This is a genomic window from Paenibacillus sp. BT-177 (genome assembly GCF_025846815.2).
GTDB classification, from domain to species: domain Bacteria; phylum Bacillota; class Bacilli; order Paenibacillales; family Paenibacillaceae; genus Paenibacillus; species Paenibacillus polymyxa_C.
Map to the genome: position 1 here is coordinate 43,372 of NZ_JAOYTP010000011.1, position 21,582 is coordinate 64,953.

The 21,582-nt window shown below is 47.6% G+C and carries 21 protein-coding genes and 1 riboswitch; of the genes, 10 read left to right on the plus strand and 11 right to left on the minus strand.

Annotated features, from left to right (window positions below):
• Positions 1-181: 181 nt before the first annotated feature.
• Complete coding sequence (locus tag OIU26_RS22735; protein ID WP_058831366.1) at positions 182-856, minus strand: NAD(P)H-dependent oxidoreductase; 675 nt, start codon at positions 854-856, stop codon at positions 182-184.
• Between the two features lie 188 nt (positions 857-1,044).
• Here OIU26_RS22735 and OIU26_RS22740 point away from each other — a divergent pair, with 188 nt between their 5' ends.
• Positions 1,045-1,428: a winged helix-turn-helix transcriptional regulator gene (locus OIU26_RS22740; protein WP_264218102.1), complete on the plus strand. Its 384-nt coding sequence runs from the start codon at positions 1,045-1,047 to the stop codon at positions 1,426-1,428.
• A gap of 96 nt (positions 1,429-1,524) precedes the next feature.
• On the opposite strand, the gene OIU26_RS22745 is transcribed toward OIU26_RS22740, so the two are convergent.
• From OIU26_RS22745 to OIU26_RS22765, 5 genes are all read right to left on the minus strand, one after another.
• Positions 1,525-2,772 (minus strand): stalk domain-containing protein, encoded by a 1,248-nt coding sequence (locus OIU26_RS22745; protein WP_264218103.1) that lies wholly within the window; start codon positions 2,770-2,772, stop codon positions 1,525-1,527.
• A 191-nt stretch (positions 2,773-2,963) separates the two neighbouring features.
• Positions 2,964-3,713 (minus strand): YcnI family copper-binding membrane protein, encoded by a 750-nt coding sequence (locus OIU26_RS22750; RefSeq protein WP_137077685.1) that lies wholly within the window; start codon positions 3,711-3,713, stop codon positions 2,964-2,966.
• A gap of 31 nt (positions 3,714-3,744) precedes the next feature.
• On the minus strand, positions 3,745-5,421 hold the full coding sequence (locus tag OIU26_RS22755; protein WP_264218139.1) for a copper resistance CopC/CopD family protein: 1,677 nt from the start codon (positions 5,419-5,421) through the stop codon (positions 3,745-3,747).
• Between the two features lie 296 nt (positions 5,422-5,717).
• Positions 5,718-7,568, minus strand: coding sequence for a diguanylate cyclase (locus OIU26_RS22760; RefSeq protein ID WP_264218104.1), 1,851 nt, complete (start codon positions 7,566-7,568; stop codon positions 5,718-5,720).
• 283 nt (positions 7,569-7,851) lie between these two features.
• Entirely contained in the window at positions 7,852-8,445 is a 594-nt protein-coding gene (locus OIU26_RS22765) for a DUF5317 domain-containing protein (RefSeq protein ID WP_264218105.1), read from the minus strand.
• A 202-nt stretch (positions 8,446-8,647) separates the two neighbouring features.
• On the opposite strand from OIU26_RS22765, the gene OIU26_RS22770 reads away from it, so the two are divergent.
• The 7 genes from OIU26_RS22770 (at position 8,648) to nfsA (ending at position 15,883) form a co-directional block, all read left to right on the plus strand.
• Positions 8,648-9,877: a multidrug effflux MFS transporter gene (locus OIU26_RS22770; protein WP_264218106.1), complete on the plus strand. Its 1,230-nt coding sequence runs from the start codon at positions 8,648-8,650 to the stop codon at positions 9,875-9,877.
• A gap of 355 nt (positions 9,878-10,232) precedes the next feature.
• Complete coding sequence (locus OIU26_RS22775) at positions 10,233-10,817, plus strand: sigma-70 family RNA polymerase sigma factor (protein ID WP_264218107.1); 585 nt, start codon at positions 10,233-10,235, stop codon at positions 10,815-10,817.
• Positions 10,807-11,550, plus strand: a complete 744-nt coding sequence (locus OIU26_RS22780; RefSeq protein WP_264218108.1) for a DUF3600 domain-containing protein — start codon at positions 10,807-10,809, stop codon at positions 11,548-11,550. The genes OIU26_RS22775 and OIU26_RS22780 overlap by 11 nt, the downstream gene beginning before the upstream one ends.
• 119 nt (positions 11,551-11,669) lie before the next feature.
• The gene (locus OIU26_RS22785; protein WP_013369073.1) at positions 11,670-12,020 is read left to right on the plus strand and encodes a metal-sensitive transcriptional regulator; all 351 of its coding nucleotides are present in this window, start codon (positions 11,670-11,672) and stop codon (positions 12,018-12,020) included.
• Positions 12,021-12,075: 55 nt separating this feature from the next.
• Positions 12,076-12,276, plus strand: coding sequence for a copper ion binding protein (locus OIU26_RS22790; protein ID WP_013369074.1), 201 nt, complete (start codon positions 12,076-12,078; stop codon positions 12,274-12,276).
• A gap of 117 nt (positions 12,277-12,393) precedes the next feature.
• Positions 12,394-14,850 carry a heavy metal translocating P-type ATPase gene (locus tag OIU26_RS22795; RefSeq protein WP_264218109.1) on the plus strand — a complete coding sequence of 819 codons (2,457 nt, stop codon included), beginning with the start codon at positions 12,394-12,396 and terminating at the stop codon, positions 14,848-14,850.
• Positions 14,851-15,139: 289 nt separating this feature from the next.
• Positions 15,140-15,883 carry an oxygen-insensitive NADPH nitroreductase gene (gene nfsA / locus OIU26_RS22800; RefSeq protein ID WP_013369076.1) on the plus strand — a complete coding sequence of 248 codons (744 nt, stop codon included), beginning with the start codon at positions 15,140-15,142 and terminating at the stop codon, positions 15,881-15,883.
• 176 nt (positions 15,884-16,059) lie between these two features.
• Here nfsA and OIU26_RS22805 read toward each other — a convergent pair whose 3' ends face one another.
• Genes OIU26_RS22805 through OIU26_RS22820 form a run of 4 tightly spaced genes read right to left on the minus strand, consistent with a single transcriptional unit; the run spans position 16,060 to position 18,963 of the window.
• Entirely contained in the window at positions 16,060-16,905 is an 846-nt protein-coding gene (locus OIU26_RS22805) for a TatD family hydrolase (protein ID WP_264218110.1), read from the minus strand.
• The gene (locus OIU26_RS22810) at positions 16,898-17,851 is read right to left on the minus strand and encodes an ABC transporter ATP-binding protein (protein WP_264218111.1); all 954 of its coding nucleotides are present in this window, start codon (positions 17,849-17,851) and stop codon (positions 16,898-16,900) included. Before OIU26_RS22810 ends, OIU26_RS22805 begins: the two co-directional genes overlap by 8 nt.
• Positions 17,852-17,896: 45 nt before the next feature.
• Complete coding sequence (locus OIU26_RS22815; RefSeq protein ID WP_264218112.1) at positions 17,897-18,673, minus strand: ABC transporter permease; 777 nt, start codon at positions 18,671-18,673, stop codon at positions 17,897-17,899.
• Entirely contained in the window at positions 18,670-18,963 is a 294-nt protein-coding gene (locus OIU26_RS22820) for an MTH1187 family thiamine-binding protein (RefSeq protein WP_013369080.1), read from the minus strand. Before OIU26_RS22820 ends, OIU26_RS22815 begins: the two co-directional genes overlap by 4 nt.
• A 342-nt stretch (positions 18,964-19,305) precedes the next feature.
• On the opposite strand from OIU26_RS22820, the gene OIU26_RS22825 reads away from it, so the two are divergent.
• On the plus strand, positions 19,306-19,443 hold the full coding sequence (locus OIU26_RS22825) for a hypothetical protein (RefSeq protein ID WP_165083776.1): 138 nt from the start codon (positions 19,306-19,308) through the stop codon (positions 19,441-19,443).
• Positions 19,444-19,478: 35 nt separating this feature from the next.
• Here the strand turns inward: OIU26_RS22825 and OIU26_RS22830 are convergent, their stop codons facing one another.
• On the minus strand, positions 19,479-20,522 hold the full coding sequence (locus tag OIU26_RS22830) for an ABC transporter substrate-binding protein (protein WP_264218113.1): 1,044 nt from the start codon (positions 20,520-20,522) through the stop codon (positions 19,479-19,481).
• 196 nt (positions 20,523-20,718) lie between these two features.
• A riboswitch (TPP riboswitch) is annotated at positions 20,719-20,828 on the minus strand.
• 270 nt (positions 20,829-21,098) lie between these two features.
• Between OIU26_RS22830 and OIU26_RS22835 the strand changes: the two genes are divergently transcribed.
• Entirely contained in the window at positions 21,099-21,533 is a 435-nt protein-coding gene (locus OIU26_RS22835) for a pyridoxamine 5'-phosphate oxidase family protein (protein ID WP_165083831.1), read from the plus strand.
• Positions 21,534-21,582: the final 49 nt, after the last annotated feature.

Here is a 21,582-nt window from a genome sequence, read left to right on the forward strand (position 1 = left end):
AGGCAGATACATCTTATTATATAGGATAACTTGACTACGGCTATAAGCAAACAGTTGTAGAAGAAAAAATTTTAAATAAAGAGGCGGGCTGCGATGGGCCATCGTTAAGATGAGTGATCGCAAGCCCGCCTGTTCAAATTGTGTCAAACTTAAAGATTGACTAACAGTATTGGACGAATATTTACAGGACCCAGCGTGTGACCTTCTCCAGGGGTTGTCTGGATTTTTCCCGCTTGGGTTCATGAGCACGATAACCGAAGGCGGCTATGACTGAAATATCCAGCAGCCCGTTCTCAAGCAATCCTTCTTCCTCTAAAATGGCATGTACCTGATCATAGTTAAAGCCTTCAATCGGGCAGGAATCGATGCCGATCTGAGCTGCCGCTGTCATCATATTGCCTAAGGCAATATAGGTTTGCTTGGAGGCCCAGTCAAATAACGTGCGTTCGTTTTCCAGCAGGCGTTGGTTTTCACCTTGGAAAATCTTATAGCGGCCTGGTAGGGAGGCAAAGTCTTCGTCAGACATCCCCTTAACCTCTTTATACATGTACTCCACGTAAGGAGAATCATAACGAACATCCTTACGTGCCAAGATCAGGACGACGTGGCTAGCCGCAGGAATTTGCTTTTGACCACCACTGGAAACCGCCGCCAGCTTTTCTCTCAATGCCTGATTTTGCACGACCACAAACTGCCACGGTTCAAATCCTACGGAGCTTGGGGAAAGTCGTCCGGTTTCGAGAATAAATTGAAAATCCTCCTCAGGTATGATGCGATCGGGGGCGAATTCCTTCGTGGCATGTCTGAATAAAAAGGCATCCAGAATTTCCTGCTTTTTAGCTGATGTATTGGACATAAAATGTACTCCTTTTGATATGGGTTTAGTTGGTACTCTATGGGTTTTCTGCTACTATAATGAGAGCTAATATCGAATATATAGTTATCATATAGAAAGTTTTTGCAGGGAACAAGTACGCACATATTTGTTCCTTGTTATAGGTCTGAAGGCTATTAGCCTATATCCTGTAGAAAGAAGGGGAATACATGGCACAGGAGATGGAACATACAGTTAGCGTTAATTTTGGATGTCCGGTAGCGAAAACTGTTGGGGTGATTGGAGGCAAGTGGAAGGGAGTCATTTTATATCATTTGACCACAGGACCGCGGCGCTATAATGAAATTCGACGGACCTTGCCTAATATTACACAGCGGATGCTAACCTTGCAGCTACGCGAATTGGAGCGTGATGGCATTGTGCACCGTGAAATTTATAACGAGAACCCACCACGTGTGGAATACTCGCTTACCCCGTTGGGAGATACGTTAAGACCGTTGCTGGATTTTATGAGAGACTGGGGGATCTTCTACGGAGAACAGGGATGCGAGCCTGTGGAGAAAATTTCCAAGTCAGGCAAGCATTTTTGCTAAGATAGACATGAGAAAAGCCCACCGATGATTTCATAGAAAACACATGAAAATCATTAGCGGGCGGAATAAGGACGGATTCCTTTTAAAAAATGGACACTATTTAAACTCGATCGATTCGTTCATCTTCGCCCAGGCCGTTTCTCCAATAATACCCAGACGCCAGATGGCGATTCCCTTGAGGTCATAACGTTTGGCTAAACCGATCTTGGCGTTAACGGTACTGTCTTTTTCGCTACCCATTGAAATTCCCAAAATGAGCTTGTCCCGCGAGGTTTCCTTCAACGCCAGCTTTATGGCTTCGTCCACTTTATCCAGTGGCTCAGGCGTAGATTTTTGTCCGTAATCATAGGCCATGATGATCAGATCGTCCGCCAGATTGCCCAGCGTCTTGTAATCATAGCCAGTGTAAGAGCTATTCAGCGGATGCAGAACGACGGTAAGCTTGAGCCCGGCTTGATGCGCTTTGGCTGATAACTTTTTAATAAAGGCGTTGTAATCGGAGCGAGCTTTGGCCTTATCGCCACTCCAGCCTAATCCTTCAAGATCTAACGTAATGCCCTTGAACTGTTTATCGGTGGCAGTGCTGACGATTTGGGAAATGGTCTGTTCTTGAAGCTGCGCATTTTCCAAAACCTTGGTTAGCTCATGATTACCGTCGACAGAATAAACCATCAGGTAAGGGGAAGTCCCCTGGCTATCTGCCTCCTGTAGAATAGACTCAGGCGTTACAGCTCCAGCAGCTTGAGGCCATTTATATTCTTTGCCGGTCGTTGTGAACTGTCCGTTCGTATCAATTCGGCTCCAGCCGAAGGCAACGGCATTAAAATTCGGTATTTTGGATTTTTGGTCAAAGGAAGACAGTGCATAGAAGCCTACAGTGTACATAGCTTCACGTGGCGATGTGATAGAGACCGTCCGTGTTCCCTGGTTCCAGTTCACTGTGGCTCCAAACTGTTGCCCGAAAAAGCCCAGCGGAATCATCGTGCTGCCGCGTACGGTTTGCGGTGCTGCTGTTAGTTGAACCGTTTGTCCATCTACTGTGGCATTGCGGCTCCCCATTTTGAGAACCACCTGCTTGGTTGCATTGCCTTGCGCTTTGGTAGCGGTGATGCTTTGGCTGGCTTGATCCCATTTCACTGTAATGCCCAGAGCCTCAGAAATAGCGCGAAAGGGAACCATCGTCGTGCCGTTCATCATGGCAGGCTGTACAGGGAACGGCAATGGATATCCGTCCAGCATGATGCTGACCTTACCCGCCTCCGCTTGTGCCAAGGGACTATAGATGCCCGCTGCGGTACTCAGAAAGATAACGCTAGATAACAGAGCCTTATTTACGATTTTCATCCTATGATCTCCTATGCTCAATAGATTGCAATGCTATCATGTTAGAATCGTGAGGTATCTACCATTTTACCAAAAAAATGATAGATAGGTGAATGTAAAATGATAGGATGAGATAACGATAAAAAAAGCTGGTGCCTGAATGAATGGCACCAGCTTTTTTACATGTAAAGCTCTGTTGTTTGTAACTCAGATTACTTGCGACGCTTGAGTGCAATGCCTACTGCTGCGGCACCAAGCACGACTGCGATGATCGAGAGGACAAGTGCTGTTGTTTGTGCAGCAGAGCTGGCTGGAGCAGAAGCGGCAGGCGTAGCCTCAGCAGCATTGTCCGAGGTCGGCGCTGCACTGCTGTTATCTTTGGCCGTATCTGTGCTCGCATGGCCCTCTGCGGTGCCTGCCGAATCATGTCCGCTGTCTGCGGCAGGAGCAGAAGTTTCGGGTGTGGCATCTGCCGTAATTTTGGTAATGGAATGAGGGTTGTTACTTCCTTCATCGCCTGTCCATTCCACAATACTTCCGTCACTGTAATATTGGAAGGCGTCCCAGGCTGCCGCGGTATTCTGGTCTGCATTTTGTGCTACAAAGCTGAAGCGTTGGTACTGTCCCGCTTGAATGCCGTCTTTTTCAGACGTCCATGTGACGGTGGTTATTTTGCCAGAGCTGTCTTTTTCGGTGGCTACCTTCCAATCCGGTACAGGCTCGTATTGTTTGAAAACGACCTCTTTAGGAACTTTTAAAGCGACTTTGGTGGTTGGAATGTTTTTTTCCACAGGCACTTTCAACGTGTATGTTTCCCATGCATTAGGTTGTGAAACGGAAGGCTTGACCGTCACATGCGCACTGGCCATACCTGCAAAAAGCAAGGCACCAGCCGCAATTAAACCTATAGAGGTTGTGAACCTGGAAAACCTGGATTTTGCTGTTTGAATCGTTATATTCATCTTCATTTCGCTCCTTTATAAAATAAAATAATTATTTTTTACCGCCTACATGCAGAGTGAATTCAGCATCAACCGCATCGAGTGATGCCGTCAGGGCATGTACTTTTACCGCCCATGTTCCTTCGGAGGTTATCAATTCCTGACTGCGGAAGGGCTGTTGTTGCTTCACGGGCAGAACAAATTCCTGTTGGTCTTGGTCAGGATTAGCTGGGGTAAGCGTTAATGTGATCTGCTGGATGCCTGAAACGGCAGCACCCTTGCTATCCTGAACGGATACCTTAAATTCATTGCTGCCCACAGCATTCGGACTAACTGCCAGTGTAACGCTGTGTTCGCCAGTAGGGCGAGTCTCCTCAAACGGTACAGCAGGTGCCTGGCCAGGTGACAGGTGAGTGAGCACCGCTGCCAACAGCATCACGAGCAGGCCGACGGACAGCTCGACACGCAATCCTCCGGCGGCTCGTTTGCTCGCTGCCGCTTGTCGAGCGCTGCGGAACTGGCTGGCTGCAAAGACCAGCATCACTAGCAGTAGCACTGATTTACCAAGCAGAACGAGTCCATAGGATGTGTTCAGCAGCATGGAGGAAGCCGGAATGTACAGCACCGCTCCATAGATACCAGTGGCGAGTAGCGCCGCCACCATAGCAATGCCCCAGCCAGCAAAGCGGCGCAGGGCGGCTTGCCGCAGAGTTGCCTGCTCGGTTACAGGCAGCTCCGACCCGGCAACAGGCAGGCACACCACCATGACGGCAAGTGAGCCGATCCAAAAGGCTGTCGCCGCAAGATGGACGAAATCTGCCACAATGGCTGGAGCCGGATGGGTGGCTGCTGCCGGATGCCCGACAAAGGCCTTGGACAGTATGAGGCTCAGCGTGAGTAGAACAGAGCTGTAGCCCCACACTCGGCGCTGGCGATTGGAAATGCTTTGATCAATTGCATAAATTAGCGTCACGCTCAGTAGCAGCACGAGAATCATCTGGATAAACCAGATTTGCCCTGCTCCAGTAAATTGAAGCGCTTCTCCCAGAATAGGGAGTGAGAAGCCCTCCCCGATGGAAACTCCGGCATCCCAAGACGCCTGAAGCGGTAGGCTAATTAAAATGGCAGCAGACGTTATGCCGTAGCCGCTCCAGAGCAGCTTAGTCCAACGGGGTAATGTGTCAGAGGGTCGCTGACTAAGCATCTGCTGTTCACTGCGATTCTTGTCTCGGTTTATGCTCGGTAAGAGGAACAGGCGGAAACAAATCGCTCCAAACAGAAGCGATAACCCTATGTAAAGGAGCCAACGGACAGCGATTAAGTCGATTCGTGATGTCCCAGAGCTTTCAGAAGGGGGAGCTTGATCGGTGTACGCATTGGAACCGCTACCTACTTGAAATGGAATCACTCCATTGACTGGATGTCCATCTGCGGACAAAGCTCTCCAAGTGATGGTGTAAATTCCATTTTGCATCCCTGGAATCAATTGGATTTCCATGGTGGATTGGTGCTCTGGATTGAGCTGTGCTTTTCCTGTGTCGACCCGCTTGCCTGTTTCATCAGTCACTTTGATGGACATGAAGGCTGATTGCAAATCTTCGTTGAAAGTGATAGTCACCTGAGAAGGGGACTTGTCCAAAACCTGATTTTCGGTCGGGCTGGATTCAACGACAAATGCATGAGCCCACGATGAGTGAGGAAACAGGAGCAGAAGATGCAGACACAGCAATAAAAGACAAGCCGCACGGGCTGGTCTGGACAGGTACAACATGCCTGTGAAGTCACCTTCTCTCGATTACTTGAAGCGAGGATATCCTCATTTGTAGCATTTTATACGGACAAACCAATTCCTATCTTAATCATAGTGCATATAGCGTGAATAGATGGAGCGAATTATGACATTTATATGAAATTTGAAATAATAAGCATGATGCAAAATGCCAATCTTATGAAAAATCCCTACTATGAAAGAAATCGCCTGGATTTCATTCGCGGTAGGGATAAAGAGGAATAGTGTATGAGACATTAGAGGCCTGCTTCTATAGACTGCGTGAAAGCAGGTTGCTTATGTTGAATATATTGGATAAAAATAGCCGTTAGATCGGGATCGAATTGGCTACCCGAACAAGTACGCAATTCTTCGATGGCCTCCTCGAATGTTTTGGTCGGTTGATAGGGACGTTCTGTCGTCATCGCGTCAAAAGAGTCGATGATCGTCAACATCCGGCACAGCCGTGGGATTTGCTCGCCCTTAAAGCCAAACGGATAGCCTCCCCCGTCATAACGTTCATGATGCAGCTCCACAAAAGGAACTAAATCTATGAATCGTTCATTGGCTTCGACAATACGTTTGCCCCACACGACATGAGCTTGTACCATCCGCCATTCCTCGCTAGACAGCTTCTCTTTTTTATTAAGAATATTCCAGGGGATTTCCAGTTTGCCAATGTCGTGAATGAGGGCTCCCAGTAAAAAACGCCGTTTATCCTTCGGGCCGAGCTGAAGCACATCGCTCATGTCTGCTGCATATCTGAATACCCGTTTGGAATGCTTGAAGGTGTTAATATCCTTGTACAAGAATAGATTAAGCTGCTGCTCCAGATCACGGATATCCTGTCCGAGATCGACCTCGCGTTCCACTTCATTTAGACTGCCGTGTGTATGAACGATATTTTTGCCCTGTTTCTTGGCATAGTACAGTGCTTTATCCGCCAGATCGACCAGCTGTGATTTGTCGTAGATATCAATACGGCTTTGTGCAATGCCTGCGGAGAAGGACAGACACCCGTGTGGGAAAATTTCAACTCCCTCGTAACGGGAATCATTCAGTCTTTTTCGGATAGCATTGACCTTTTCATAAGCTTGTTCAGCAGTATGATCGGGCATAAGCAAAGTGAATTCTTCTCCACCATAGCGGGATACGGTAATATGAGTACCGAACGTTTCCTTTTTGAGAAACTCACCGAGAAACCCCAGTAGCTGATCGCCCTTGAGATGACCGAAATGATCATTGTATTTTTTGAAATCATCAATATCAATCAGCGCCAGACTTAGGGGAGTATTCTGCGATCTGGATGTATTTAGTTCAGCTTCAAGTGTATTTTCAAAGTAGCTGTGATTGTACAGCCCTGTTCTGCGATCCGTGTTGGCTTTTTCTTCAATCTCACGATACATCGTGAACATTTGCTTGAACGCGTGGGATAAGAGCATGCTTAGCCCCAAGAATAGCAAAAGTCCTAAAATGCCGTTGTAATAAATCAGCGTGGTCAAGACCAAAGACAGGATGAGTGTACATAAGTATACAAGCAGAGATTCTGCCAAAAAAGCCTGTTTGAGCTCATTGAACGACCCTTTATATGCGATATAGAAGTAGATGCCCAAGGTGATTGTGTTTACCGTAAAGTAGCAGATCAATGCCAGCAGATAGGAAGCAAAATGGTCCTCGTTCAAGGCTCCCTGCGTTCCGCCACTTAGTTCGAATACGGTTGACGACAGGAAAATGGAAAGTGCGTAAATGGAAAAATTGACGGCATGTTTCCACCAGGACAGTTCTGTATGTCGAAACGCAGCAATGATCACATTGAACAGCAAAATCAAAATGGCAATTTCAGTGCCATGCACAAAAATACAAGCGAGGTACACGGAGGAATCCATGGACTGCTTGTTACTGGCTGGTGGCAACTGGAATGTAAAATGCTCCAGAATCAGAACTGCTCCCAACAGGGAATAGATCGTGACCCACTCTGTCGTCGAATAGTGCAAAAAGGACCAATGGTTCGTATACAAGAGAACGATCAGACCTACCATACACATGAAAAATACGTATATTCCCGTCGTGGTAACCCGTTCTTGCAGCTTTTTTAATATACTCATCATTTTTTCTCCTGCCTTGTCGTATCTTGATGTCAAAGCTACCAGGGGTGAATGGGATAATTTACAATTGTGTAATCGAAAATTTCACATGAAAAAACAGGCCGGAATCCAGCCTGTTTTGTTGAGCCTGTGCTTCCTTTTTTTCTTTATCGGTGACTAGCCTCCAATTTTGTAACCGGAAGTCAACGCGATTACGACAGAAGCAACGATAATAGCATTGATAATCACACGGGAGTATTTCAAGTTTTTCATACGGTTCCCTCCCTTCCTTGGAATAAGCTCTGAACTAGGCATGGTGGGGGTTGGTTTCTTGTTGATTATCCTTATTTCTTTTTACGACCATCACATTTTGGATAAACAGGAACATCCCGAAGTTCATGACGACATCTCCAATACTAATCACCTGCGTGCGGGGATAGGGCTTGGAAAGGGGAATGATGTCACCAAGCAATGATAAACGTGTGCTCGCATCCATCATGTAATGTTTCGAGATGACACTGCCGGATTTAAGCATATCTGTATAATAGGGACCCAGCACTTCAGAAGCGCTCAGCGAGACCGGCATCCTGCCGCCGTTCACTGCCATAACGATAAAATTCATCAACACGCCGATTAAAATAAGCTTGAATCCCTTATGATGTCTGTTCAACCAGAGAAATATCAATCCGACCACGTAGACTCCCATAAATAGATACCCATTCATGGCTGCTAGCCAAGCCCATTTTTCCTGAGCATAAAAAATAATGAATTGCACCACCAGCAGCAGGGGGAACATCCAACCGGCTATAAGGCGAATATGACTGAACCGAACCAGACCTTGCCGCCAGCCTCCTCTGAACAGACCTACAATGAGACCCAGCAGCACTCCATCATAGACCATTATCATTCTCCAGATTCTACATTTTTTTTGTTTTGGTTACCGTGTAATTCGACCTGAAATTGGTAAATTCCTGCCTGATTTATAGCAGTTTTGAAAAAAAATTGCGGATTAGCGTGTAATTATTCGAAGCCAGACGAAATGAATGATATCATAATATATTGAAGTCATTATTTATATTTTAGTGAAAAGGATGATTATTATCATGAACCGGTTATCCAATACGGTAATGGTTGCCGCAGATATGACCAAATCACGAATATTATGGATTGCCTTTGTTCTGGGTGCATTAAGTGCCTTCGGACCCTTGTCCATAGATATGTATTTGCCGTCACTGCCCACATTAGCCGACAATTTGCATACGACTACTTCGTTGGCGCAGCTTAGTTTGACAGCCTGTCTGTTGGGACTGGCCGTTGGCCAGATCGTTGCTGGTCCGCTTAGCGATGTGAGGGGTCGCAGAGGACCGCTGGTGATTTCGCTTATTCTGTACGCCGCGGCATCGCTGTTATGTGTGTTTGCTCCGAATATCGCTGTGCTCATTGCGCTTCGCTTTATTCAAGGGCTTACGGGATCGGCGGGGATCGTGATTTCCAGAGCAGTGGCCCGTGATCTGTACTCGGGCAAAGAATTGACACGCTTTTTCTCACTGCTCATGCTGGTGAATGGTGTGGCTCCCATTGCTGCACCTGTGATGGGCGGTGTCATTTTAAATTTTGTTTCCTGGCGCGGTGTTTTCATGGTGCTGTGTGTAGTTGGTGTGGGCATGCTAATTGCCGTTGTATTGGGTCTTCCAGAAACGTTGCCAACGAACCGTCGTTCATCCGGTGGCTTGAAGCAGACGCTAGGAACCCTCGGTCATCTATTTGCAGATCGGCGCTTTATGGGTTATGCCCTCTCGCAGGCACTGATTACAGGGGCGATGTTTGCGTACATCGCTGGCTCGCCTTTCGTGCTTCAGGATATTTTCGGGGTTTCCCCCCAGACGTATAGCATCATTTTTGCAGTGAATGGTTTAGGAATTGTACTGTTTTCCCAGTTGACGGGTAGACTCGTGGGTCGATTTAGCGAGCGACAGTTGCTCTTGTCAGGTCTGGTGATTGCGGCTGTAGCCGGGATCAGCTTGCTTACTGTAGCTTTTACCGGAGGCCAACTGTTAGCCGTATTGATTCCGATGTTTTTTGTCGTATCCTGCGTAGGTATTGTGAGTACAACGACGACTTCACTGGCCATGCAGAGTCAGCAGCGTTCCGCAGGCAGTGCGTCCGCCATGCTTGGCTTGCTGCCTCTATTGCTTGGCTCCATCGCTTCACCGTTGGTGGGCTTGGGTAGTGGAACAACCCCCGTACCGATGGCGGTTGTGATTGCTATAGCAGAGCTTGGTGCGCTGTTAAGCTTTATTGTACTTGCCAAGGAAGCACGCGCGAAGGCTTAAAATAGGCAATTTGAACTGAAAACTCCCATGGACTGATGCATGAACCACTTCAGACCATGGGTGTTTTTTATCGTTTTACAATCGAGATATCTTCGGCTTCCCTCGCGGGGAGGGGTGTCTGTTTTAAGTACATACGAGAAGGTTTGTGAATTAGAATGCAAATCAAATAAACAGCAGGATCAGTATGGTCGGAATTAAACAAAAGAATAATTTACCTAATACAAAACCGACCATACCCTGTCTCCCTGTTATTGAGACAAAAAAATCGAACGATATTCCCCGTTCCTTCCAATATAGAGTATGAGCCGAAAGAGAGGAGGAGATTAGGATCGAACAGTGCAAGGAGGTGGTCAGATTGGCACAGGATGATCAGATGACAATGCTTATTGCAGAGACACTGGCTGGCAGCCGCGAAGCTTATAAGGAGCTCTATGATTACACGATTCATACGGTCTATAAATCAGTGCATTTTCTGTTGGAGGAAAAGGCAGACGTTGATGATGTGGTTCAGGAAATTTATATACAGGTGTATAAATCACTGGAGACATTTGATGCAAATAGATCTTTTCAACCTTGGCTGATGGGGATTGTTATGCGTCAAATTCGGGCGTATCGGAGAAAAAGATGGATGAGGATGCGAATCACAAGTAAGGCTGAGAGTCTGGAGCATCATGCAGCGTTTGATTTTTCTGAGGAAATAGTGGACAAGGTTGCAAATCATGTATTGCTCCAAGCAGTTCAGCAGCTATCGTTCAAGCTAAAACAGGTGATTGTATTGCACTATTTGCATGAGTATTCCCAAGAGGAAATCGCAAACATTTTAGACATACCGTTAGGTACGGTGAAGTCACGAATTCACGCGGCTTTGCAAAAGCTCCGTTCGAAAGAGCGGCAGGGACATTTTCTGATCGGAAAGGTGGAGAAAATCCATGAAGCTTGAGCAAGAACTACGTAAGGCGATGCAGCATGAGGATAACCACTTATCTCCTCCCATTGAGTTAAAGGAAAATATCATGATACAAATTGAGCGAATTAAAGGGAAAGGATCTAAACCTATGAAAAAGTATATCGTGACAACGATTCTTGTAGCGGCATTATTGATCCCGACAGGTGCCTTTGCTGCATACTCTTACTTGACTGATACGCTGTATGGCTCGCAGGAAAAGCTAATTGAAATGGGAGGGACGGCAGAGGAATATACAAGAGTAGAATCGAAGCTCCAACAAGCACAGGGACGTTTGTCGAAGGAAGAGTTTAGTGTTTTTATGGAATTACTAAAGGAACTAGGAGCCTATAATCTTAAAATAACGGACAAAAACGGGATGCTCCATAAGGAGCGTTTAAGCGTCGATGAACAGCGTGAGTATAATCGAATAACCGCCGAGTTGGAACCGTACTTTGATAAATTGAATCAGGAGGAATTCCAAACCCATAAGAGAATAGATTTACAGGACGAGTTAGACTATGCGAAAAAAGCTTTAAGTAAGGATGAATTTGTTAAGTTCCGTGTTCTGTTCACGGAGTTTTACAAGTATGTTCCCCGTATAACGGGCGAAAATGGGGTATTGTATCCAGATCGTTTGCCTGAAAGAGAAAGAGAAGATTACGAGGAGCATTTGAGGTTGCTTCAGCCTTATTTCGATCAGTTTAATTCGCTTGAGAAGAAACGGTGACGAAAATTAAGGCGAAAAGGTGACACTTTTCTGGAAGGTTGACATACCCCATGGGGGTATATTATGATGGGGATATATTAAATGCATGAGTGCATATACACCACACAGGAGGCTGATGTATGGCTGAGGAGCAACCTGTTTCCCACACTGAAGTCCACGGGGCTCATTGTGGAACAGATGGAGAGAAGACAGTTAGAAAAAGTCATCATTCGGCAGAATTCAAGAACAGCCTTGTATCCCGGTTAAACCGTATTGAAGGTCAGGTTCGCGGGATTAAGGGATTGATTGAGAAGGACACCTACTGTGACGATGTGCTGAATCAGATTGCGGCTGTTCAGTCGGCCCTTAATGGTGTCGGCAAGCTGCTGCTGGAAGGGCATATGAAAAGCTGTGTCATTGAGCGCATGCAGGCAGGAGAGCAAGAAGTGATTGATGAGCTGCTGGTGACGGTTAAGAAGCTAATCCGTTAAAAGTAGCAGGTATACACATTATGGGTATGGATGTACCCTTGAGGAGGAAACGAAAATGGCACAAGTTACATTGAACGTAGAAGGCATGAGCTGCAATCATTGCGTGAAAGCAGTAGAAGGAGCTTTGGAGAAAGTAGGCGCTACCGGCAAGGTCAGCCTCGAGACGAAACAAGTAAATGTAGAATATGATGAATCCAAGCTGAGCGTTGAAGCTCTGAAAACAGCCATTGAAGACCAAGGCTATGATGTTGTTTAAGATTAAGATGCTATATGATGCGTGAACAGATTTGTTCGAAGGAGAAGCTTCCATATTAGGAGCTTTTTCTTTTTGAACATAATATACCCCGCTGGGGTATGCAGAAGGAGGACTACCATGGAAAACCGTGCGACCGACGGTGATAAGCATACAACGCTTCATATTACGGGGATGTCCTGCGCAGCCTGCGCAAGCCGTATTGAAAAAGGTTTAAATCGAATAGACGGCGTGGCACAGGCTAATGTGAATTTGGCTTTGGAGCAGGCGTCCATATCCTATGATCCCAAGCAGGTGGAAATCCCAGAATTCCGCGATAAAATTGCTTCTCTTGGTTTTGGAACTGTGAGTGAAGAAGCCAATTTGAATGTGACGGGCATGACTTGCGCGGCTTGTGCAGCTCGAATTGAAAAAGGATTAAATCGAATACCAGGCGTAACAGGTGCCACGGTAAATTTGGCGATGGAAACAGCCCATGTGGAATATGCTGCTGGGAGTACTACGGTTAGTGATTTGGTAAGCAAGATTGAACAGCTGGGCTATGGAGCGATCCCGCAGAGCGCTGAGGACAATATTGCGGATGTCCGCAGTAAGGATATCCAACGTAAAAAATGGAAGTGGATGATATCGGCAGTGCTGTCGCTACCGTTATTGTGGGCGATGGTGGCTCATTTTTCCTTTACCTCATGGATTTATGTGCCGGAACTGTTCTTGAATCCATGGTTTCAACTTGTACTAACGACACCAATTCAGTTCATCATAGGATGGCAGTTTTATGTGGGAGCATATAAAGCGCTTCGTAATGGAAGTTCGAATATGGATGTATTAGTTGCGCTAGGTACGTCTGCGGCTTATTTTTACAGCTTGTACCTTACTCTGCGTCCGTCTGACGCCATGGAGGGAATGGCGGGAATGCCTGTCATGACCATGCCAGAGCTGTATTACGAGACAAGTGCGGTACTCATTACGCTTATACTAGTCGGTAAATGGTTCGAGGCGGTAGCCAAAGGGCGCTCGTCTGAGGCGATCAAGAGCCTGATGAACCTACAGGCGACAACGGCACGTGTGGTACGTGATGGACAAGAGCTAGATTTGCCGATTGAACAAGTGCGTGTGAAGGACATCTTTATTGTGCGCCCAGGGGAGAAAATTCCCGTCGATGGTGTGGTCGTGGATGGACGTTCGGCAGTGGATGAATCCATGTTAAGTGGAGAGAGTCTTCCGGTTGAAAAAGGAGAGGGTTCCCCAGTCACAGGAGCCACGCTCAATAAAAACGGAGTACTTCGTATTCAGGCTGAGCGTGTGGGTGGTGATACGGCGTTGGCCCGTATTATTAAGGTCGTGGAAGATGCGCAAAACTCTAAGGCCCCGATTCAGCGGATTGCGGATCAAATCTCGGGTATCTTTGTCCCCATCGTAGTTGCTGTTGCCGTGATGACGTTTCTCGTCTGGTTTTTCCTTGTGACACCGTCTGATTTTGCAGGATCACTGGAGAAAATGATTGCAGTTCTCGTCATTGCTTGTCCTTGTGCGCTTGGATTGGCCACCCCAACGTCCATTATGGCAGGATCGGGACGTGCTGCTGAATACGGTATTTTGTTCAAGGGCGGCGAGCATTTGGAAATGACCCGTTCCGTCAACGCAGTGATTTTGGATAAGACAGGTACGGTTACGAACGGCAAGCCAGAGCTGACAGATGTTATAGTTGGAGCGAGCAGCCTGGCTGAAACGGATTTGCTGCGTTTGCTCGGTGCGGCAGAAAAAAGCTCGGAGCATCCGCTGGCGGAAGCCATTGTAAAAGGGATTGCTGATCGAGGTATTGAGCTAGTGGGCCCGACGGATTTTGAAAATATTCCAGGCTATGGTGTGAAGGCCTCTGTGGAGGGCAAGCAGGTATTGGTGGGCACACGCCGATTAATGAGCAGGGAAGGCATCACGATGGATGACTCAACCGAGCAGCAAATGAATGAACTGGAAGGCGCAGGGAAAACGGCAATGCTTGTCGCTGTGGATGGTTCCTATGCCGGATTAGTGGCCGTGGCGGATACAATTAAAGAAACATCGCGGGAAGCTATTGCCCGTCTGCGGGCGATGAACATTGAAGTCATTATGATTACAGGTGACAATGAAAGGACGGCAAAGGCCGTTGCCGCCGAGGCGGGAATTGAACGGGTGCTGGCGGAAGTGCTGCCTGAAGGAAAGGCCGAGGAAGTGAAGCGACTTCAGGACCAGGGCAAGATCGTAGCCATGGTCGGGGACGGTATTAACGATGCGCCAGCGCTGGCTACAGCCCATATAGGGATGGCAATGGGCACAGGTACAGATGTGGCCATGGAGGCTGCCGATATTACTCTCATGCGTGGTAACCTGAATAGCATTCCGGATGCGATCGAAATGAGCCGCCGGACCATGACAAACATACGGCAAAATCTGTTTTGGGCGCTCGGTTATAACGTGATCGGCATTCCGATTGCTGCTTTGGGCTTTCTGGCTCCATGGTTGGCCGGAGCGGCCATGGCATTCAGCTCTGTTTCGGTTGTACTGAATGCGCTGCGTCTCCAGCGGGTGAAGCTGTAAACGTATTGATGTATTAGGCAGATGCATGCTGTTGGATATTTGCAGCGATATCATTTTTGTAATTAGAGCAAGTACGCACAATTTTGGCTTTGTGCGTACTTGCTTTTTTGTTGTGTTTTTTTATTTATTTAATTCATGCAGTCATTCTTCATCGCGTCAGGTTGCTTATCATTCGCGAAAGTTTCATAATATTTGTAAGAGTGCCATGCAAGCATGCAAGAACCTTTTCGTGTACTCACAGCTTGAAGCAGATAAAGAGTTTATATTATGGATTAGGAGTGAAGCAGTCATGAATGATACGATTTCCTTGTTGATGAACCATCGGTCTGTGCGAAAATTTAAGTCAGACCCCATTACCGACGAGCAGCTCGCAGCTATTGTGGCAGCTGGCCAAATGGCATCCTCGTCCAGCAATGTGCAGGCATATACCGTTATTGCCGTTACCGAGCCATCATTAAAAACAAAACTGGCCGAGTTGGCAGGAGGGCAGGCTTACGTCGAGCAGTGCCCGACATTTCTGGTATGGTGCGCAGACCTGTATCGTTTGAAGCAGGTGACGATTCATCATCAGCCAGGCCAGCCTTCCTATGAAGGGTCCGTCGAAAATTATACGGTTGCAACCATTGATGCCGCGTTAGCTGCACAAAATGCAGCGGTGGCCGCTGAATCACTCGGCTTGGGCATCGTTTACATCGGGGGCATTCGTACTAAAATAGCAGAGGTATCCGAGTTGTTAGGGTTACCAGAGCTGGTATATCCAGTGTTCGGTATGTGCATTGGTGTACCGGATCAGGAAACAGGCTTGCGTCCACGTCTTCCATTGTCCGGTGTTTTGCATATGAACGGTTACGATAAAAATCAGACGATGAAAGCTGTAGAGGTATACGACCATACATCAGCTGAATATCTGAAGGAACGTACGGGCGGTCAACGCTCTACACCTTGGTCTGAGCAAATGGCCACGAGATTGACCGAGCCAGCGCGTTTGCAGTTGAAGCCATTTTTGGAACAGAAGGGTTTCTTGAAGCAATAAAGTGGAGCAACGTCAAAAGGCGTTGCAATGGATGAGCCGAATTTGAGCAACACGTGTATGTAAAATTACAAGAACCTCCTTAATTACGCATGATAAAGTTTCGCGTATATAAGGAGGTTCTTTGCTTTGACTACAAGTTATGGTTGTGAGCCTTTTAGTATGTAGCAGATATGTCTTTATGAATTAGACAGGGAGTAGAAGCGACTCGTATTATCATAAAATAATTGACGAACAGCAGCTTCATCTTGACGGGTCAGCTTGCTATAGGCGCGAATGACCTCAGCAGTCATCCGTGGATGTGTCTGCTGTCCGGTAAAAGGGCCCTCGAACGGCCATGGGCCGTCTGTCTCTGCCATGACCTGATCAGACGGATACTGTCTAGCCAAACTGCGGATTTCTTCTTCGTACAGGAGATCCGGTGTGAAGGACACATAATAGCCATTACGGGCCATACGTTCAGTCGTGGCGGCAGAGCCCTTGAACCAGTGAAAATGCGCCTGCGTAACGTCATGACGTTCCAACAGGTCGCAGGCAATGTCTGCATCTTCATAAACGGCGTGCAGCACGATGGGTTTGCTATGCTTGCTTGCAAACTGGATAAAACGCTCCAGTAGCTCTATGTAGGGAGCGAGGTCAAAAGCATCTCCGCTGCTTGAGGCTTCCAGCCGATTGTAATAGGGTAAGCCGACTTCACCCACCGCGACCATCTGCTGTACATGTTCGTCCATCCAGTGGAACAACAGGTCAAGCTCGGCTTGTGATGGCAGAGCCTGTTCGGGATGAAAGCCGAAGGCTGGACGTACTAGCCCGGGCCAACGCTCAGCTAGGCGCAGGTTGGCTTGATTGGAGGCGAGATGCATGGACACAGCTATGATGGCTTCTACATGGTTGTCGGCAAGCGAAGCGAGCAATAGCTCCTGTTGTTCAGGCGGGTAGCTGTCTACATGAATGTGCGCGTCGATTAAGGGAACAATTGCTGCCGCGTTCAATCTCAATGCAGAGTGCATGTTCCAATCATTCATAATGGTTTACCCTGTCGTCAGAGGTGTTTTTGCGGATGCTTTCAGCGGCGTCCATGTCGCCGTCCAGTTTGTGCTTTTCCTCGCGCATCCAGCCAGTCATGGTCCGTTTCCATTCCATAAAGCGTGGATCCAGGGTGATTTCTTCCCTACGCGGGCGGGGAAAAGGAACATCTACGACATGCATCACTGAAGCAGGTCGCGCCGACAGCACATAAATGCGGTCGGAGAGCAGCAGCGCTTCTTCAATGCTGTGGGTAATGAACAATACAGAGCGGCGGTTCTTCTCCCACATCCGCAATAACCATTGCTGCATATCTGCACGTGTCAGCGCATCGAGTGCGCTGAACGGCTCATCCAGCAACATTAATTCCTGTGGGCTGAGCAGGGCGCGAAGAAAGGCCGCGCGCTGCTGCATGCCACCAGATAGCGTATGCGGATACGCCTTCGCGAACTTGCCCAGTCCAACCTGTTCGAGCCATTGCAAGGCTTCTTTTCGACGTTCACGTTCGCTGCCGTATCGGGAGCCCGCTGCTGCATCCTTTCGTGGTGCATTTTCCTGCCCGAGCAGTATGTTGTCCAGCGTGGTGCGCCACGGGAAAAGGGCGGGCTGCTGCGGCATATAGCTGATATGCCCGCGTTCACCAGTCATGTCCCGTCCATGCATACGGATACGTCCCTGCTGCGGCTTGAGCAGCCCTCCGATAATGTGAAATAGCGTGCTTTTGCCACTGCCTGACGGACCGATGAGAGAAACAAATTCGCCCGGTTTAACGGTAAGGGATACATCCTGCAGTACAGGCAGTGAGCTTCGCTTTTCCCGGAAGGCGAGGCTGATCCCGTCCAATTCCAAAGCAGGAGGGGAAGGCGTCATTACCTGCAGTTCTCCGGCTTGTCGCTGTTCATCAGCGACGGGTGGTGATGTCAAGTCAGTCGGATGCAGACTCATATGTGCCACGTCCTTTCATTGATGCTTTAATGCAATATGTGGATGTTATTCTTGATCAGGTTTCCAGCGAACCAACCATTTCTCCAGTAGTAAAATAACGACAAACATCAGCAAGCTGAGTGCAACAATAATACCGATAGCGGCAAAAATGAGATCCGTACGATAGGCAGACTTTTGCAGCAACATATAATATCCAATTCCTTCACTGGCCCCAATCCATTCGGCAATGATCGCGCCCATCACACTATAGGTAGCAGCGATTTTAACGCCAGAGAAGACTTGTGGCAGGGAGTGTGGTAGCTCTAGCTTTAGAAAAATAGTCCTGCGGCTTGCACCTGACATTCGCATGTAATTCATCATCATACGGTCTGTCCGTGTCAGCCCGTCCATGGCCGCTACAGCCACGGGAAAAAAGCATACTAATGTAATGACCATAAGCTTGGGCAGCACGCCAAAACCGAACCATACCATGAGCAACGGACCGAGGGCGATAATCGGAATGTTTTGGCTAAGGATCAAGAGCGGGTATAGAGCAGATTTGAGAAAAGGAATCGTATGAAGAACGATGGCGATCAGCAGTCCCGTTGCTGTCCCTATAGCAAATCCCGCAAGCGTCAGGCGAACCGTAGCCCATGTATGGGTGCCAAGCAACGCCGATTGCGCCATGCCCTCTTGTACGATTAGGGATGGAGCTGGCAGGAGCCAGGATTCAATATGTAAATAGTAAACCGCTCCCTGCCATGCCGCTAAAAAGAAGAGGACCGCCACAAGGGGCGGCCATACGCTTTTCCACCAGGATGCGTTCTTGCCTTTCACATTCATGGGCGATACTTCTCGGTCAGCTTGTTCATGCTGATGCCCTGTGGGTTATGTGCGATTTTGATCTGTGAAATGACGCTGGGACTTCCAGCTTCCGTCAAAGCCTCATGCATGTCTTTGACGACTTTCAGCAATTCGTCCAATTCGCCCTCCATTGTGGTATCCAATGGATTCACCTGATGCTTGACGCCGGAACGCTGGATGACCTCAATCGCCTTGTCTACATATGGATAAGAGTCTTCGTTATTAGGAGTTTTAGGGATGACTTGAATACTGAGCAATGTGTTAGCCATGCGAATTTCACCTGTCCTTTTTTGTTTAAGTTATTAGGAAAATAAATTGGTTTAAGGCGGGGAGACCGCTTCACGGTTCATTTGATCTTACGATCGCTGTTGCCGCGGGATTCTTTGAATTAAATTTTAAAGGTAAGAATCCCCCTGAGCATATGCTTCCGAAGCTAGCTTTCCTAAAGAAAGCTTTCAGGCGAACGCTTCGCTTCTCAAGATTCAAATGAATCGCTACGCTGCCAACCGCCTTATAAGCACCTTATTTTTAAAGCAGGGTTGTGTGGCATTTTTACACACATGCACACCTGCTTTTACGCTTAGATACTATGAGACTAAAGAATAAACCAAGTGGAGCGAGAACGAAGCGGACGGAATGGTGCTGTACAAGCGAAGCGGTCGCTTTTGTCCCCGGATTTCTACCCTGCTGATGCTTTAATCCGGAAATCCGGGGGCGGTGGCGATGGAAAGCATCATCCGTCCGCGTAGTGGCACAAAGGCTACTTCAAGCTCTATTTACAAGATCAACGCTTGGGCAAGAAGTCGTTTGTGAAGGCCTTATCGACTTCCAAAGGTTTGCTGAGCAGCTTGCGTTCATACATCCAGTCCGAGTAGTTTTTCCATACCTCCGCTTTTTGTACGCCCCATTGCGCGGCATCGTCCTGATAACGCGGGCTTAGCCATTTTTGACTAGCGAGTACCAGTTTTTTGTCCAGCTCTGGCACAGCTTTACTTAAGATATCTGCCGCTTCTTCTGGATGGGCGATAGTGTATTCATAGCCTTGCGCGGTAGCGTCCATGAACGCCTTAACCAGCTCAGGATCATTTTTTATCGTCTGTTCATTGCTCACAATTACAGGTGTATAGTAATCGAGGTTTTTGGAATAATCTTTTACATATAGCATATCCAATGGCTCACCTCGAAGCTTGGCCTCAATCCCGGTCCATGCGTAGAAAATCCAGGCAAAGTCAATATCCCGCTTCACAGCTGTAAAATAGTCTGCATTGCCCATATTGACGATCTTCACTTTGCTCACATCACCTTGGTCTGAATCCATGATGGATTTCATGACCGCTTCTTCTACAGGTGAACCCCAGCCGCCGTAGCTTTTACCCTCGAAGTCTTTCGGGCTTTTAATTCCGCGGTCTACCGGGGCTGCGAAGCCAGAGGTGTTATGCTGAATCACCGCAGCGATGGATACGAGCGGCACGCCTTGGATGCGAGCCTGAGTGACGCCTTCTTGATAGCTGATACCAAAAGGTGCAGCATTCGAAGCAACCATTTGGTCGGTCCCGCCTGAGCCTGGTTGAACAATTTGAACATTCAAGCCTGCTTTTTCGTAAAATCCTTTGTCCTTGGCGACATAGAGTCCTGTGTGATTCGTATTGGGTGTCCAGTCGAGCACGACTTTAACATCTTTGAGCCCCTTTGCCGAGGTAGACGTTGAAGTGTCGGCAGCAGGAGCCTCCTTTTGAGATGTAGGGGGATTGCCGCCGCAAGCGGTCAGAGTCAGAGCCATGAGCCACAGACTGATTAGACCCAGGCTTAACATTTTCATGCGCTTCATCGTTGTGTTCTCTCCTTTTTAATTACCCGTTGTCCGTCCAATCAGACAGCTTATGTTCCCCATTTTCACAAAAATAACATCTGCCGGAATGCAATCTTTCCAACAACTTCATCTTCAACAAAAAAAGCGTCCCGGGATTCCGGGACGCTTGCGCTTGTATATACCAAAGTAAGGGATGTCCTGTTTTAATAAAAGGCACATCTTGCTTAAGCATTCCTACGCTGGCATTACCCAGATCAGGTTGTAAGGGTCAGTGTCTTGGGACACACTCTCAGCCGGCCGATTCCAGCACCCCTGGCATTGTATGGTTTAATGGGTTCGTTTATTCGGGTTTACTACGACGATTATATGCCTTGAAGGCGGGTCTGTCCAGCCTTAAGGAAGCGCTCACGGTTCATTTGCCGAACGACAGGGTACACTTTTACTGTGAGCTTTGATCTGAAAATGAACATGAATCATTCAGATCTGTTCTGGTCATGTTATTTTCAGAACAGCTACACTGTATGTTTAGGAGAGCTGGTGCCAAGTGGCATAGACTCTATAGAATTCTAATTCGTAAAAAGGAGTTGTTGTACTGTGGGTAAAACGGAGACATTGGATCGCAGTCAGCTGGAACAAGCTATTGTGAAGGCTTTGGATAACAACAAATTTTGCTCGTTAGGTACGGTAGAGGGCGGAAAACCGAAAGTACGCTATATGGCCCTTTTTAACGTTGGAATGAACATTCATCTGGCGACGGATCGCAAAACACATAAAGTGGAAGAGCTAAAGGAGAATCCGAATGCTTATCTGCTGCTGGGTTATGAAGTGGGTGGCACGAAGGAAGTCTTGGAAGTGGAGGCTACCGTCCAGGTTACAGCTGATGAGGGGTTGCGCAAGCAAGTGTGGAATGATTCTCTGAAAAAGTGGTTTTCCGGACCTGATGATCCCGATTATGTCATTTTAGACGTCAATCCGACTCGTATTGAGTACGTCGGTCAACAAACAGAGCGCCAGGTGTGGACGAAATAGAAACAATATAAACGGACAAGCCAGTAAATTTCCAACCTTTTCAGGAGAT